This is a genomic window from Lactobacillus sp. ESL0679, assembly GCF_029433515.1.
Classification (GTDB): Bacteria; Bacillota; Bacilli; order Lactobacillales; family Lactobacillaceae; genus Lactobacillus.
Window position 1 is genome coordinate 113092 of the sequence record NZ_JAQTIG010000004.1, and the last position, 14622, is coordinate 127713.

16 protein-coding genes, 1 tRNA gene and 1 other annotated feature are annotated in these 14622 nt (G+C 40.1%); of the genes, 13 read left to right on the plus strand and 4 right to left on the minus strand.

Translation table 11 applies throughout. The features are described from left to right. Positions 1-16 precede the first annotated feature (16 nt). Positions 17-1054: a PTS sugar transporter subunit IIC gene (locus tag PT287_RS06325; protein ID WP_277133542.1), complete on the minus strand. Its 1038-nt coding sequence runs from the start codon at positions 1052-1054 to the stop codon at positions 17-19. 422 nt (positions 1055-1476) lie between these two features. Here PT287_RS06325 and PT287_RS06330 point away from each other — a divergent pair, with 422 nt between their 5' ends. Further along, on the plus strand, positions 1477-2835 hold the full coding sequence (locus PT287_RS06330) for a serine hydrolase domain-containing protein (RefSeq protein WP_277133544.1): 1359 nt from the start codon (positions 1477-1479) through the stop codon (positions 2833-2835). Positions 2836-2874: 39 nt separating this feature from the next. Here the strand turns inward: PT287_RS06330 and PT287_RS06335 are convergent, their stop codons facing one another. The 3 genes from PT287_RS06335 to PT287_RS06345 all read right to left on the minus strand — a co-directional run bounded on the left by PT287_RS06335 (position 2875) and on the right by PT287_RS06345 (position 3998). Then, the gene (locus PT287_RS06335) at positions 2875-3510 is read right to left on the minus strand and encodes an SAP domain-containing protein (protein ID WP_277133546.1); all 636 of its coding nucleotides are present in this window, start codon (positions 3508-3510) and stop codon (positions 2875-2877) included. A 14-nt stretch (positions 3511-3524) separates the two neighbouring features. Continuing rightward, positions 3525-3770: a hypothetical protein gene (locus PT287_RS06340; protein WP_277133548.1), complete on the minus strand. Its 246-nt coding sequence runs from the start codon at positions 3768-3770 to the stop codon at positions 3525-3527. A gap of 154 nt (positions 3771-3924) precedes the next feature. Beyond that, positions 3925-3998 (minus strand) — tRNA-Arg (locus PT287_RS06345). A 183-nt stretch (positions 3999-4181) separates the two neighbouring features. Here PT287_RS06345 and PT287_RS06350 point away from each other — a divergent pair. From PT287_RS06350 to PT287_RS06405, 12 genes are all read left to right on the plus strand, one after another. Continuing rightward, on the plus strand, positions 4182-5963 hold the full coding sequence (locus PT287_RS06350) for a DUF2207 domain-containing protein (RefSeq protein WP_277133550.1): 1782 nt from the start codon (positions 4182-4184) through the stop codon (positions 5961-5963). 86 nt (positions 5964-6049) lie between these two features. Beyond that, positions 6050-7378, plus strand: coding sequence for a DUF2325 domain-containing protein (locus PT287_RS06355; RefSeq protein WP_277133552.1), 1329 nt, complete (start codon positions 6050-6052; stop codon positions 7376-7378). A 320-nt stretch (positions 7379-7698) separates the two neighbouring features. Beyond that, positions 7699-8538 carry a YitT family protein gene (locus tag PT287_RS06360; protein WP_277133554.1) on the plus strand — a complete coding sequence of 280 codons (840 nt, stop codon included), beginning with the start codon at positions 7699-7701 and terminating at the stop codon, positions 8536-8538. A 137-nt stretch (positions 8539-8675) separates the two neighbouring features. After that, positions 8676-8752, plus strand: a sequence feature (ribosomal protein L21 leader region). 13 nt (positions 8753-8765) lie between these two features. Next, positions 8766-9077, plus strand: a complete 312-nt coding sequence (rplU, locus tag PT287_RS06365; protein ID WP_277133556.1) for a 50S ribosomal protein L21 — start codon at positions 8766-8768, stop codon at positions 9075-9077. Between the two features lie 17 nt (positions 9078-9094). Then, a complete protein-coding gene (rpmA, locus tag PT287_RS06370; RefSeq protein WP_277129453.1) occupies positions 9095-9388 on the plus strand; it encodes a 50S ribosomal protein L27 in 294 nt (97 codons plus the stop codon). 153 nt (positions 9389-9541) lie between these two features. Continuing rightward, positions 9542-10651, plus strand: coding sequence for a Xaa-Pro peptidase family protein (locus PT287_RS06375; RefSeq protein WP_277133558.1), 1110 nt, complete (start codon positions 9542-9544; stop codon positions 10649-10651). 70 nt (positions 10652-10721) lie between these two features. Next, positions 10722-11291: an elongation factor P gene (gene efp / locus PT287_RS06380; protein WP_277133560.1), complete on the plus strand. Its 570-nt coding sequence runs from the start codon at positions 10722-10724 to the stop codon at positions 11289-11291. Between the two features lie 18 nt (positions 11292-11309). Then, a complete protein-coding gene (locus tag PT287_RS06385) occupies positions 11310-11768 on the plus strand; it encodes an Asp23/Gls24 family envelope stress response protein (RefSeq protein WP_277133561.1) in 459 nt (152 codons plus the stop codon). Beyond that, on the plus strand, positions 11746-12144 hold the full coding sequence (gene nusB, locus PT287_RS06390) for a transcription antitermination factor NusB (protein WP_277133563.1): 399 nt from the start codon (positions 11746-11748) through the stop codon (positions 12142-12144). Before PT287_RS06385 ends, nusB begins: the two co-directional genes overlap by 23 nt. Positions 12145-12193: 49 nt before the next feature. Continuing rightward, on the plus strand, positions 12194-13042 hold the full coding sequence (locus PT287_RS06395) for a tetrahydrofolate dehydrogenase/cyclohydrolase catalytic domain-containing protein (RefSeq protein ID WP_277133565.1): 849 nt from the start codon (positions 12194-12196) through the stop codon (positions 13040-13042). Beyond that, entirely contained in the window at positions 13032-14390 is a 1359-nt protein-coding gene (gene xseA / locus PT287_RS06400) for an exodeoxyribonuclease VII large subunit (protein ID WP_277133567.1), read from the plus strand. The genes PT287_RS06395 and xseA overlap by 11 nt, the downstream gene beginning before the upstream one ends. After that, positions 14380-14622, plus strand: coding sequence for an exodeoxyribonuclease VII small subunit (locus PT287_RS06405; protein WP_277133569.1), 243 nt, complete (start codon positions 14380-14382; stop codon positions 14620-14622). The genes xseA and PT287_RS06405 overlap by 11 nt, the downstream gene beginning before the upstream one ends.

Consider the following 14622-nt stretch of genomic DNA (forward strand, 5'->3'; position numbering starts at 1 on the left):
AAGTAGGGGTTATTTGTTAACTGAAATCAAGTTCGAAGTCTTTACTTGAGAAGTAATGCAGTTGCTGGTTGAAAATGTAATTCATCAATAATCCCAAGGCAACGGGTACGACTACAAAAAGAATGACAATCAAAGTAATGTTAGCTGCGTTTGCAGGACGGCCGGCCATTGCTGCCAGAGGTCCAATTAATCCTGAGAAGCCAAAGCCAGCACTCATTGGGGTACCGCCAATTTTACAGATTGCGCCAAGACCGCCAGCGATTCCGGCGTTGATTAACACGGGTACCAGCAACTTAGGGCTAGTCATTAAATTGGCCATTTGCATTTTAGGTGATCCTAGAAAATGGGCGATTGAGGTACCAATCGAATTAGCTTGCCAACCGAAAATTGCTAAACTGAAGCTAGCGGCTGTAATGCCAAGATTGGCGGAGCCAGAAGCAATGCCCACTAGGTTGATGGCAGTAGCGATGCCGACAGAAGAAATTGGAGAAACAATCAGTAAAGCAAACACGATTCCCATAATGATGCCCATTAGAATTGGCTGCAAGTTGGTTAGGTGCTCGATGCCGACACCAATTAGTGTCGATAACTGGCAAACTGGAATTTTAGTTAGGCAGCCGATACCGCCAGCGATGACTAAAACTAGCAGGGGTACTAGCAAAATTGTGTATGTCTTGAGTTTTTTACCCAACAGTAAAATTAAGCCGTAGCCAATCATGATTGTAATCGCGGTGTTAATGACGTCGCCACTACCGTTAACGGCGATTTTGCCATTAGTCATTACGAAATTACCGCCACCTGCAGTTGCAGCTAAGGCCAAGGAAGACGTTTGGATTGGTGTCAATTTCCCCGTCATACCAACGCAAACGGCGCTGATTGCGGGCAGAAGTCCGGCCGCAAATGCTGTTAACGCAAGGATAAAACTTAGCCCGGGCCAAGTAGGGACAAGAGCCTTGACTAGTTGGTTGACTAGGGCACCGGGAATTAGTGCGACGACAATTCCTGTTGATAAGCCATTTAAGGTGTCTAGAACGATTTGCTTAACAGTTTTCATTGAAAATTCTCCTAATAAAAAAACTCACACAGGATGACAACTGTGCGAGTTTTTTTGAGAAGAAAGTACTTAACTAGGACACACAGTCATCAAAATTATTCGACCTGCGTGTCTAAATGCAATAACAAATTCGGCACTCAGATCAAATTGTGAAAGTACCGAAAATAATATTTAACTTGTGGTTGATTCAATTGTTTAATAGTCGTCATCTTGACTCACCTCTCATAAATATTTAATCAATATGATACTAAAGTATTTTTAAAAAGGCAAGCAAAAATGACACAAAAGTAAACTTGCTTAATAATATTCAGATTTTAACAAATAAATGATACTAGATAGTAAAAATAAGATTTTATGAAAATTTTAATTTAGGTATGATAATAAATGTTATAATTTGAACAGATATAAGGAGGACTTAGTTCATGAAAATCCAAGAAATCGATAATTATGCTGAAAAAATCCGGCAAAACTTCCGCTTGCCCAGCCTAGGTTTGGGAATTTATTATCAGGGAGAAACTTATAGCCATGTCTATGGTGATGCTGAGCAGGACACACTGTATCCGCTGGCTTCAATTTCGAAGACTTTTTTGGCAACGGCAATTTGCAAGTTGGCCGATGAAGGCAAAATTGATTTAGATGAGCCGCTTAAAAAGTATTGGCCGGGATTTAACATGGTTGACCCGTATGTGACTGAGCATTTGACGTGGCGGGATGCCTTAAGCCACCAGAGTGGTTTGCCGGCTCACGATTGGATGCGATTTACTAACTGGAACAAGCAGGACTTGACGCTAGCGCAAAAGGCCGAAGCAGTTGGTCATTTGGAGCCCAATCACGAATTGCGCGTTAAGATGCAGTACAGTAATTTGATTTTTGCGGTGGCAACTTATGTAATGGAGCAGGTAATTAACAAGGATTACGGCTCTTATATTCGTGAAAACTTGTTAAAGCCACTGAAGTTAAATAATACTTTTATCAATCACCATGAATGCGAGCGCAGTCGCATTGCTAAGCCTTATCTGCTGGATCATGGCAACTTGCGTGAAGTCCCGTTTATTGCGCCAGGTAAGGTTGGCGGTGCCAGCAGTATGCTTGCTAGCATTTCTGACTTGCTTGAGTGGGGCAAATTTCAATTAAAGACTGCTCAAACTGGTACCGGCATTACGATGCAGCGCTACGAGCCGCAATCAATTATGACAGTTGACCGAGCATACGGCGGTGCCCACTTCTCTAATTACGGTTTAGGGATGATGATGGAAGATTATCATGGTTATAAATACCTGTTCCATAGCGGCTCGTATGTTGGCTATTGCTCATTCTTAGGCTTTATTCCGGAACTTGACTTGGCATTTGTTTCGACAATGAACTTGGACTCAACCGATGCGATTTTTGCTCTGGCATACCAAACAATTGATACTTTTGCAGGTCTTGAGCAGCATGATTGGATTAAAACTTCGTCGGACTTCATGGCTCAGAGATTGGCAACTAAGCAACGTAAATTTAATGAGGCCGAGGGCGAGAATCCGCAGCCAGTTAAAGCTAAGCCGGAATTACTTGGTGATTATCGCAATCCTGGCTATGGAATTGTCACGATTAGTGAGCAAGATGACAATTTGATGGCTGCAATTGGACCGTGGTCATTTCCAATTATTGCTAACAGCAATGGTGATAAATTTGTTGAGATTAAAATTTATGATACTTTACTGCCACTTGATTTCACGGCAAATGGTTTAGAAATTATGACTGAACCGGCGCTGGGCAAGCCAACGATTTTCAGAAAATAAAAATAACAGGAACTTCTCGAGATACTGAGAGGTTCCTGTTTATTTTTTTCTAAATTGATTAATTTCTGCGGCGTAAATTTCAACTAAGTCAGGCGTAAATTCTTTGGGCTTAGTTGAAGACTTAACATGCTGCCATAGAATAGCGGCAACTTTAAGCTTACTATCAAACTCTTGACTAACTGTATCCTGACAAAACGCACGGACAAAGTTGTTCCACTGATAAGTGTTTTCCTCAGCTGTTTGGCTAACGAGTTGTTGGCTCTGCTTAGTTGACGTCAAATCCTGATACTGAGCAATTAAGTCGCCAACAGTCATTTGTGTATCGCGGCGAGCTTCAGCTGCGCGTTTAATAATCGCCATTTCTTTTTTAAAGGAAAAATGGTCAACGTGAAAGTATTCCGCAAAAAATTGTCGACTGGCATCGTTAAAAGAAAATCCTGAATCGACAATTGGCGTTGTTAAAGTGATTTCATCAGCTGTAAGTTGGCGCACTTTTTGCTTTTTTCGGGTAGGCTTAATTTGGTCTTTAGGAATACCGGACAAGAACGCTTCTAAGTACGAATTGAGTTCGGCCTTAGTCCCAGATGTTGGCAGGCCGTATTGCCTGCACAGGTCTTGAAGCTCGGTCTTATAAAAGTATTTTTGCTTAAATTTAGTTAGTGTAAGTTGGCTCATGGATATTATTCCTATTAGTAATAGTGATGAACGATGATTAGATAGATTGTTTGCATTAAGTTGATTGAATATAGCAGAACAAGGACGCCGACCAAGCTGCTGAGCCAGATTCTTAATGTTTTGTACTTAGCTGATTGCTGGTGCCGCCGTTTTTGACAAAAATCATAAAGAGGGTATAAGAGGTACAGACTAAGGGCTAGGGTGATGATCGCTAATATAACTAGCAATAGTAAATTTGCTGGACTAGAAGTAATTTCCATTGTGTTGACTTCCTATATATAATTACGCTGTATTTAGGTTTAATTCATGATTTCAGTATACATGTTTTTGGATGAGTAATACATGCTAATTTTTAAAAAGAAAAAAGCAGCTGAGACTTTTGCATCAAAACCTTAACTGCTTTTTTCTATTTAATGATCCGGGTGAGATTCGAACCCACGACCCACGGTTTAGAAGACCGTTGCTCTATCCAGCTGAGCTACCAGACCATTGTATGTTTGTTTGTCCTTCACAGAACATTAACTATTATAGAGAAAAGTTTTACTAATTGCAACAAAAAGTTTTATTTATTTTCAAATAAGTGCATAAACCGCAGAATGACGGCAAAAATTAGTCATTGAAGTGGCTGAATTTTGGTATAATTAAGGCAAATAAATTTATGGGAGAAACTAATGAAACGTAAACTAGTGCGACTTTTTGTCTTGCTAAGTGTAGTATTACTTGGCCTGACTATTAGTCAAAATGTTCATGCTGATGATGAATACGATATTGAATACGTTAATGTTACGGCAAAAGTTAATGCCAACGGCTCACTAACAATGACGCGGCAGATTAGGTACGATTTTAACGATGACATGCATGGCGTCTATTACCAGCAAAATCTGGGCAAAAAACAAGCAGTTAAGAACGTTAGTGTCACTGTTAAAGATAACAATGAACCTGAGCAAACTGCTCACGACTTTTCAATTGAGCATAATGACGATGGCTATCGCTTTAAAGTTTACCATGCCGTTAGTGAGGACGATAGGCTGACGGTAACTTACCATTATCAGATAACAAATGCAGTTACCAATTATCGCGACACTGCTGAGCTTAACTTTATGATTATTGGGAATGGCTGGGATACAGACTTAGATCACGTGCAAGCAAGTGTGATTTTCCCTGGTAAAGTCAAAAATTTACGGGCTTGGGCGCACGGACCGTTAAACGGTGAAATTAAGGTTTTACCAAATCAAGGTAAGATTGTGATGCATGTTGACGATTTAGACGGTGATACTGGCGTTGAAGTCCACACGATTTTTCCATTAACGGTTACGCCGCAAAATAAAAATGTGATTGACAAAAATCACCGCCAAGCAGTAATTAAGCAGGAAGCGGCTTTGGCTGAGAAGGCTAACCAAGAGCGCAAGCGCGATCGAATTATTAACGCCGTGATGATTGCAGCTGCACTATTAACTGGTATCGGCGCAGTTTTGCAGGGTTTGTTTGTTAAAAAGCAAGGAACTAAGCCTGCTAAAATGTCACAATTAAGGCATAACTACAGTCTTCCTGCAGTTACGCCAATTGCCGCTCAAATTCTGGACAGTGGTCGTAAGCCTGATAGCCGTGCTTTTACTGCTTACCTAATGCAGTTAGCGGTGCAAAAGAAGGTTAAACTGGACGATTATCTAGTGCATCATAAAGTATATTATCGAATTACATTGCAAGACCCAGAAATTTTAACTGCTAGTCCATTAATGCAGTTCTTGTTTAATGATCTTGGTGACGGGCAATCATTTACGACACGTGAGCTGCGCCAGTATCATAGCAAAAAATTGGGAAATAAGTTCGATGACTGGGCCGATACGCAATTTACTGGGGTTGAAGATCAAGGCTATCTTGAGTCTGACCTGTATGACAAGCGCTCGTTTACACTGGGCTCAATTTTGTTCTTGCTTGCGATCAGCTTTGTCTTAGTGCTCTTTTCGTGGGGAATCTTCGGTCAGTATAAGATGCAGCTTGCAATCGGCGAGACAATTATTATTTTACTTGGCATTGCCGCATATTTCCGTGCGAAAAATCAAATTTCACTGTATACAAAAGAAGGCGCTCGAGAGGCAGAACAGGTTCGCGGTTTTAAAAAGATGTTGTCTGATATTGGCAATTTCAAAATGCGGGCTGTTGGTGATTTGATTCTTTGGGAAGATATTTTGCCGTATGCCGTTGCTTTTGATCTCGCGGACAAGGTTGTTAAACAGTTGAAAATTGAATTTAGCAAAGAAGAATTTGCGAATGATGATTTCTATTATTACGCGCCATTTTATTTGAGCGGGAAAAATAGTTTCGCGGCAAGTTTTAATTCTAGCTTTACCAGTGGAATTTCGTCTGGTTCTTCGAGCTCAGGTGCTAGTGGCGGCTTTTCTGGTGGTTCATCTGGTGGCTTTGGTGGCGGCTCCGGCGGTGGCGTCTTTTAAAAAATATGAGTTTGAAGTCTGGCTGTTGTCGGGCTTTTTTCATTTGATATATACTAGAATAATCAGATTAGAAAAGTTGAGAAAAAATGTTTGATTATCGAAATAATTTAAAAAGAATTTTAAACCAAACCGCGGGCGATGATAAAAGTCTGCGCAACGGGTTGGCTGCAATTAAGATGATACTGGGGATGGCTGATGATGGCGCTGCGCCCGAAGCAACTGTAAAAACTCGCGATACTGCTGTTAAGGTCGATGCCAAGCAAGTAAATTTACTGTTGTCGGGGTTAGCTGATTTAATTTCTACTCCCGGCGACCCTGCTGCTAAGAACACGGCATTGTCGGCAATTCATCGGTTGACCTTTACACCCAACATTGGCGCTAGTTATGGTAAAAGTCTAAGTCAATTAGAACAAGCAATTCAAGCTTCAAACACGACTAAAGATGTGATTAATAAAAAAATCTTTGAGCAAGCAATGCAGCCTAAGGAGAAGCCTGTACGAGATTATCGTAAGGGCAAGCGCTATACAGTAATTCGGCTTCTTGGCGGCTGCGACCTGATTAATGGTAATAATCAGCGCGTTTATACTTTGAAGGAATCACAAATTCATTCTCTTAATTTAAAGAGCGGCGATATTGTTGAAGCAGTTCCTGAAGAAAACAATCCTAATTATGAAGCAACCATTTTGCGGGTTGTCGGTTTTCGTAAACTGTCGGCAACCGAAGTTGATAAAATTTCAACTTTTAAATACGCAGTTGTGCAGGGCAGGACTGGTCATTTGTCGGTTAGTCGCAATATCAAGGGACAAAAGCTGCGGATTCGGGGTAAGGCAGTTTTACTTCCAGTTGATTCAAGTCAGTTCCAAGAGGGTAATGTTCAGCTAGTTGATGGTTCAATTGTAGATTTGGCGTGGTATGACGGGGATGTCCGCTTGAAGAAAAATCCAGCGGATGCCATTCAGCTGCGGTGGATTTATCAGGTTGATCAACCAAAGTCAAAACCTGTAATTAAAAAGAAAAAGGTCAAGGCAGTTCAAGATGAGGTTGCCATTACTAAGTTAGACATGGATTTGCATTATCAACGTGTTGGCATTGCCATTGGTGATAATCAAAATGAGGCAATGCTCGAAGGCATTGTCAATCGTTATCACGGAATTCCGATTCCCATAGATGCTTTTCAGGGCAAGAAAAAGGTCATGGAAAATCAAATTAAGGATTTGGATATTGTGATTTTGGTGACAGCATTTGCGGCCCATGACAGTACGTGGAATATTCGTGAATTTGCTAGCAAGTATAATGTCAAATTTGCAGTCAGTTCAAGCAAAGGCTATCAAGCTTTTGAGCGGGCATTATATCGTGCTGCAAAAGGTTTCCCGGCATACGAGGGCAACCAAACTATTAAGTATGAAACAGAATAATTAATGTTAAAAGCTCGGAGTATATTGCTCTGAGCTTTTAAAATGAGAAGGATTAAATTGTGATAATTATTACCGCTTGATATTATATATACTTATAAGCGAAAGTAGATAAATTTTTATGTTTGAAAATAAGTTGAGCACTAAGACGACAGAGAGGCTTTTTGTACTCGCATAAATTATTAACGATAAAATAAAAAATTAGTAATTATTAGTAATTAAAGTATTTTTAATTTATTGTTGTTTTTTGCTTATTTCTTGAATAGATTATTGCTTTCTTATTACAATAGGAAGTAATAATTTTATTTTGGAAGGAAGATGAGATGACAATTAATAAACAAACACATACGTGGCAATATTGGTTATTTTTCTTAGCGGGGCTGGAAATAATCACGATTGCAATTAACTTCTTTTATGCGCCAATTAACATTGCAGCCGGTGGTTCTACGGGAATTGCGATATTGGTTGATGCTGTTTGGGGTATTAATCGCTCGATAACGGTTCTGGTTGTAAACGCGCTGTTGCTAATCTTAGCAACGATCTTTTTAGGAAAAGAAACGTTAAAAAAGGCGGCTTTAGGCAGTTTGTTATTGCCAGTTTTAATGGCAATAACACCGAGCTTTAAACTAACATCAAATAACATGCTGGCCGTTATTTATGGCGGTGTCTTAATGGGCATTGGCGTTTCGATGCTTTATCGAATTAACGCGTCGGCTGGTGGTACCACAATTCCACCATTAATTTTCAAAAAATATTTTTATCTTGATCCAACTTTAACGTTGCTAATGCTTGATATGTCAATTATTCTGTTGAACGTTTTTGTCGACGGCATTGAGGCAGTTTTGCTGGCGGCTTTTTCACAAATTATTACTACGCTGACAATGCGCTACACCGAAACTGGCTTGGACAAAAAATATCAGGTAACCATTATGAGCAATGAAAACCTTGAGCAGATTAAAGAGATGCTGCAGCAGGATTATGAGGGGCTGACTGTCTACAATGTCGTTGGTGGTTATAGCGATGAAGATAAGCAGCAGCTAGTAATCGTGGTTGACCCTAATGAATATGGCCAACTAGTTGCTAAAGTGCGGGCAATTGACGGCGAAGCGTTTATTGTTACTGAAAATATTGCCAAGGTGCATGGCGGCAAGTGGCGGATTTAAATTAGGCAATTATTCCTAATGTAAAAATGCTGCTCAATTTCGGATTAACAGGCGATATGTTATTAATAATCAAGAATTTTTTATTGCCAACTTCTCTTAAGGGGAGTATCATAAAGTAGTTGTATTTGTGGAGACCTCCACATCTGCAACCGCACATTTCGAGGTAAGAAGTCTTTTTAAAAAAGCACCTCGATTGGCGAGTCTAAGTATTTTTTGGAGGTGCAGTAATGTACGCAATTATTAAAACCGGTGGTAAGCAATACAAAGTTGCTGAAGGCGACGCTATTTTTGTAGAAAAGCTTGATGTAGAAGAAGGCAAAGAAGTTACCTTTGATGAAGTCATTCTTGTTTCTGATGGTAAAGATGTTAAAATCGGCAGCCCATTAGTTAAGGGTGCTAAAGTAACTGCTAAAGTTGAAAAGCAAGGCAAGGAAAAGAAAGTTGTTACTTTCAAGTACAAGCCTAAGAAGCACTCACATTCAAAATATGGTCACCGTCAACCTTATACTAAGGTTACAGTTGAAAAAATTGAAGCTTAATTCAGAGGTGAAATGATATGAATATTTTAGGTCTTAAATTATTTGCCCACCACAAGGGTGGAGGTTCTACTGCTAACGGTCGTGACTCAGCTGGTCGTCGTTTAGGCGCTAAGGCTGCTGATGGTCAAACTATCCACGCAGGTACTATTATTTACCGTCAACGTGGTACACACATTCACCCAGGCCAAAACGTTGGTAAAGGTGGAGACGATACATTGTTTGCATTAGTAAACGGTGTTGTTAAGTTTGAACGGTTGGACAAATACAGAAAGCAAGTTTCTGTTATTCCAGTCGAAGAAGAAGCTAAGTAATTTAGTTCTTAAGAAAAAGACGAAAAGCACGTGCTTCTCGTCTTTTTTATGCGTTTTTAATTTAATTTTATTTAATATTTAAATAGAATAGCCAAGCGTACGTTTTTAGCGGTAGAATAGAATTAAGTATTTTTTCCGTAAGAGGTGCGCGCAATGGACGAACAAGACCAATTATTAACACTTTTAAATAGACGAATTGCTGAAGTTACAAAGCTTATTAAAGAGCAAAACGCTGATGGTTTGCTAATCTTTAACCAAGCTAACTATCGCTATCTAACCAACTTTACCGGTGAAGAAGCGCAGCTGATTTTGACAGCTCAAGGGGACCGTATTTTATTATCGGACTCCAGATTTGCTGATCAGATTAAGGCGCAAGCTCCCGGTGAGTTAACGGTAATTATGAAGCGCGGCAATCAAGACGCAGAAATCAGCAAGCAGTTAGGACAAGCTAATCTTAAAAAAGTCCTGATTGAAGGCGAATTTGTTTCGGCAGTTGAATTTGCTAATTTGCAAAAGTTAAACCCAGAAATTGAATTTGTTATTTGTGAAGAACTCGTTGAACGTGTCCGCAATGTGAAAGATGAGTTAGAACTTGTAGCCTTACGGCAGGCAATCAACATTTCAATGGACAGTTTTAATGGAATTTTGCCGTTAGTTAAGCCTGGCGCAATTGAGCGTAATATTGGGGCCAAGCTTGATTATCTGTTTAAGGTTAATGGCGGCGATGGTCCAAGTTTTGATACAATTATCGCTTCTGGTGTTCGTTCAGCTTGGGCTCATGGTGTTGCCAGCGACAAGATGATTGCTGACGGCGACATGGTAGTGATTGACTTTGGTGCTTTCTATCATGGTTATGCGGCTGATATCACTCGGACTGTTTCTGTTGGTAAAGTTGACCGTGAAATGCACAAGATTTACGACATTGTGCACGAAGCGCAAAGACGTGGGATTGCTGCTGCAGTTGCTGGTAATCACGGTCGTGATGTTGACAAGGCAGCTCGTGATTATATTAAAGAGCAAGGCTATGGTGAATATTTCGGTCATGGCATCGGTCATGGTATTGGTTTAGAGATTCATGAATTATGTCAGCCTGCTTTGCCATTTGGTAAACAGGATCTGGTTAACAACATGGTTCACACCGTTGAGCCGGGAATTTATTTACCGAATAAGGGTGGCGTCAGGATTGAGGACGATATTTTGGTTCACGATCAAACACCGGAAACCTTGTCTACCCTACCTAAAGACGAATTAATTTCTTTGTAAATTTAAATATTATTAATAGTAAAATTATGCGCAAATTGGTAAGATATATTATGGAGATGAGGTACTAAATATGACAATGATTTCAGTTAACGAATTTAAGAATGGCTTAACCATTCAATTTAACAATGACTTATGGCGGATTGTTGAATTCCAACACGTAAAGCCAGGTAAGGGTAGTGCTTTTGTTCGTTCAAAGCTTAAGAGCTTGACTACAGGTGCAGTTCAAGAAAATACTTTCCGTTCAACTGCTAAGGTAGAAACTGCAGAAATTGAAACCAAGGCTATGCAATACTTGTACAATGATGGTTCAAGTTATGTTTTCATGGATACAACCACTTATGACCAATTAGCGATTGCTAACGAACAAGTTAAGGATGAAGCTAATTATCTTAAGGAAAACATGGATGTTAGTGTCATTATGCATGATGGCAAGACTTTGGGAATTCAGCTTCCTAACACTGTTGACTTAGCAGTTGCTAAAACAGAACCTAATATCAAAGGTGATACTTCTTCCGGTGGTGGTAAACCAGCGACTATGGAAACTGGATTGGTAGTTAACGTACCGTTCTTCATCAATGAAGGTGATGTATTAACTATTAATACAGCTGACGGTACATACGTATCTCGCGCAAATAAGTAGTTTTTCGAGGTAAACAAAATGGCAGATAGTTCAAAAATTGTCTTAGACGATAAAAATAACGGTGAAGAAATCGAAATTGATCCTAGTGTTATTGAAGTTATCATGGGCATTGCTGCCGAAAAAGTTGACGGTGTTGCCGGAATGCGCGGCAGTGTCAGATCTGGGATTAACCGAGTTTTAGGACGTGAGGATCGCAGTAAAGGCGTTACAGTTGGTCTTGACGACGACAATAACTTGATTGCTGAGGTTTATATTAACGTTGAAGCAGGTAGTTATGTTCCTAAGGTTGCGATGACTTTGCAAAGCAGTTTGCTGGAGCAAGTTAAGCAAATGACTGACTTAACCTTTAAAGAAATTAACGTTCACGTGACCGGATTAGTCTTCCCAGAGGATGAGGACAAGGATAACAGTGAAACTTCAAAGCTGTTTTCCGACATTGATGAAAAGAGTAAAAATGAATCAACACGAGAGTCGTAGAGTTGCGATGCAGGCGGTTTATTTGGCTAATCAAGATATAAAAATGCTGCCGGCAGATGTTGAAGCTAAAACTGTTATAGCGCTTGATTTAAAAGAACTTTCTGCTTATTCGAAAACTCTAATTGAAGGCGTAGTTACTAAACGGGATGAGCTGAAGGGTGAGCTCGCTAGTCACTTAAAGAAGAACTGGCGGATTAACCGAATTAATCAAATTACCCTTGCTATTCTGGAAGTTGCCTTATACGAAATTAAGTATAGTGATGAAATTGAGCCTAAGGCAGCAGTAAATGAGGCTTTAAATTTATGTGATGAGTTTGCCGATCCAAAGACTAAACCATTTATTAATGGCGTTTTGGCAAATTTTGTTGAAAAATAACTAATAGTCGGCTGTGAAGCCGGCTATTTTTATAGAAAAGGAATTATTGATGGGGCAGATTCTGGACGGTAAAGGCTTGGCTAACTTGCTGGCGGGTAAATTACAGCAGCAGGTTAGTGAATTAAAAGAGCAAGGAATTGAGCCATTATTTTGCGTAATTAATATTGGCGATGATCCAGGCAGTAAAATTTACTTGCGAACGAAAAAAAAACGTGCACAAGAAATTGGAATTGCGCAGAAAGTTTATCAATTGCCAGCTGACGAAAGCCAAGCAGATTTATTAGCATTAATTGACGAGTTAAATGTTAATCCACAAATTAACGGCATTATGGTTCAATTGCCAGTGCCTGAGCAAATTGATTTAAATGAAGCTTTAGAACATATTAGTCCTGACAAGGACGTTGATTGCTTGACGCCGAGCAACGTCGGGCGCTTGTGGCGCGGCGATCATTTTGTTGAACCGGCAACTGCTCACGGTATTTTGGCATTGTTAAAGCATTACCAAATTAATTTACGGGGTAAAAATGTTGTAATCATTGGTCGCAGCAGCATTGTTGGTAAGCCATTGGCTGCTTTAATGCTAGAACAAGATGCAACAGTTTCCATTTTGCACTTGAAGACTAAGAACCTTTCCGAATATACTAAGAGAGCGGATATTTTAGTGTCAGCGGCTGGGCATGCCGGTTTGGTAACAGCTGAGATGATTAAGCAAGATGCCGTTGTTGTCGATGTCGGGATTAATCGGGTTAATGGTCGAACTGTTGGTGATGTTAATTTTGACGAGGTTGCACCCAAGGCAAGTTACATTACTCCAGTTCCTGGTGGCATTGGGCCGCTAACAGTTGAATCACTGATGGAGCAAGTGGTCAAGCTAACAAGGAGAAATCATGGCAGATAATAAATATCTTACCGTTACGGATTTGAATTATTACATTACGCAAAAATTTAAAAATGATCCTTATTTGCACAAAGTCTTTTTGCAAGGTGAATTGTCAAATTTTCGCTTTCGGCGTAATTCACACCAATATTTTTCGTTAAAAGATGAAAAGTCAAAAATCAATGTGGTCATGTTTCGGTCATATTTTGATAAAGTTAAATTTCGACCAGAAGAAGGCATGAAGGTCTTTGTGACCGGCTATGTTAGTGTTTATGGTCCACAAGGCTCGTATCAGTTTTATGCTGAATCAATGGAGCCAGCTGGGTTAGGTGCACTTTATGAGCAGTTGCAGCAACTGCAAGCCAAGCTAGCCAACGAAGGTTTATTTGCGCAAGAGCATAAACGGCCGTTGCCACACTTTCCCGATCATATTGGGGTAATTACGAGTGCGTCGGGTGCCGTTATTCACGATATTTTGGTAACTGTTAATCGGCGCTTTCCTCACGCAGAAGTTGACTTATTTCCAGCACAAGTTCAAGGTGACCGCGCTGCTGCCTCGCTTGTAGCAGCAATGAAGCAAATTTCGTCATATGGTGATAAATATGACGTCATGATCATTGGTCGTGGTGGTGGGTCACTTGAAGACTTGTGGCCGTTTAATGAAGAAGCTGTTGTTCGGCAAGTTTATGCGATGTCAATGCCCGTAATTTCTTCAGTTGGTCATGAAACTGACACGACGCTGTGCGACTTAGTAGCTGATAGTCGGGCAGCAACGCCGACAGCAGCTGCGGAATATGCAACACCAAATTTGCCGGATGAGTTAGCTAATATTCATCAATTACAGAGCAGTTTACTGTCAAGCATGCAAAATATAATTCGGGTGCGACGAGACGCACTTAATCGGATTAATAATTCGATGATTATGCGTGAGCCAACGCGGTTATATGATGAGCAAGCACAAACATTAGACATGCTGCGTGAGCGGTTAATTAATAATATGCAGCACCAGTTAGAGCGTTCTCGTCAGCGTTACCAGTTATCTAAGCAAGCGCTACTGGGGACTAATCTAACTGGTCAAATTAGGCAGATGTTGCAGCAAGAAGATTTTTATTATCAAAAGTTGCAGGCTAATATGACTAATATGCTAAGAGAAAAGCGGCACCAATTAGGACAAATTGGCCAGCAGTTAAACGATTATAGTCCCTTGCAAACATTAAATCGTGGCTTTGCGTATGCGACTGATAATCAGGGGAAAACTGTGAGTTCAGTCGCGCAGCTTAAAGCAAAAGGTGAAATTAACTTACACTTTAAAGATGGTAATGCTAAGGCAATTGTAAAGTCAGTTAGGAGAACAAATGATGGCAACTAAGAAGAATAATTTTGAAGAGCAATTAACAGAATTACAAAAGATTGTGGCAAATTTGGAAAACGGCAATGTGCCGCTAGAAGATGCTTTAAAGGAATTCCAAGCAGGAGTTAAGTTGAGCCGTGATTTGAACCAAAAATTGACGGCGGCTGAAGAAACTGTGGCTAAACTAGTTGATAGTGACGGAACAGAACACCAACTAGATCCAAATAATGCGGCAGCACCAGAGGAATAA

Coding starts and splice junctions, on each gene's coding strand:
- xseA (WP_277133567.1), top strand. CDS start 13,032: ATGGCAGATAATAAATATCTTACCGTTACGGATTTGAATTATTACATT.
- rpmA (WP_277129453.1), top strand. CDS start 9,095: ATGAATATTTTAGGTCTTAAATTATTTGCCCACCACAAGGGTGGAGGT.
- PT287_RS06325 (WP_277133542.1), bottom strand. CDS start 1,054: ATGAAAACTGTTAAGCAAATCGTTCTAGACACCTTAAATGGCTTATCA.
- rplU (WP_277133556.1), top strand. CDS start 8,766: ATGTACGCAATTATTAAAACCGGTGGTAAGCAATACAAAGTTGCTGAA.
- PT287_RS06395 (WP_277133565.1), top strand. CDS start 12,194: ATGGGGCAGATTCTGGACGGTAAAGGCTTGGCTAACTTGCTGGCGGGT.
- PT287_RS06375 (WP_277133558.1), top strand. CDS start 9,542: ATGGACGAACAAGACCAATTATTAACACTTTTAAATAGACGAATTGCT.
- PT287_RS06330 (WP_277133544.1), top strand. CDS start 1,477: ATGAAAATCCAAGAAATCGATAATTATGCTGAAAAAATCCGGCAAAAC.
- PT287_RS06405 (WP_277133569.1), top strand. CDS start 14,380: ATGGCAACTAAGAAGAATAATTTTGAAGAGCAATTAACAGAATTACAA.
- efp (WP_277133560.1), top strand. CDS start 10,722: ATGACAATGATTTCAGTTAACGAATTTAAGAATGGCTTAACCATTCAA.
- PT287_RS06340 (WP_277133548.1), bottom strand. CDS start 3,770: ATGGAAATTACTTCTAGTCCAGCAAATTTACTATTGCTAGTTATATTA.
- PT287_RS06350 (WP_277133550.1), top strand. CDS start 4,182: ATGAAACGTAAACTAGTGCGACTTTTTGTCTTGCTAAGTGTAGTATTA.
- PT287_RS06355 (WP_277133552.1), top strand. CDS start 6,050: ATGTTTGATTATCGAAATAATTTAAAAAGAATTTTAAACCAAACCGCG.
- PT287_RS06335 (WP_277133546.1), bottom strand. CDS start 3,510: ATGAGCCAACTTACACTAACTAAATTTAAGCAAAAATACTTTTATAAG.
- PT287_RS06360 (WP_277133554.1), top strand. CDS start 7,699: ATGACAATTAATAAACAAACACATACGTGGCAATATTGGTTATTTTTC.
- nusB (WP_277133563.1), top strand. CDS start 11,746: ATGAATCAACACGAGAGTCGTAGAGTTGCGATGCAGGCGGTTTATTTG.
- PT287_RS06385 (WP_277133561.1), top strand. CDS start 11,310: ATGGCAGATAGTTCAAAAATTGTCTTAGACGATAAAAATAACGGTGAA.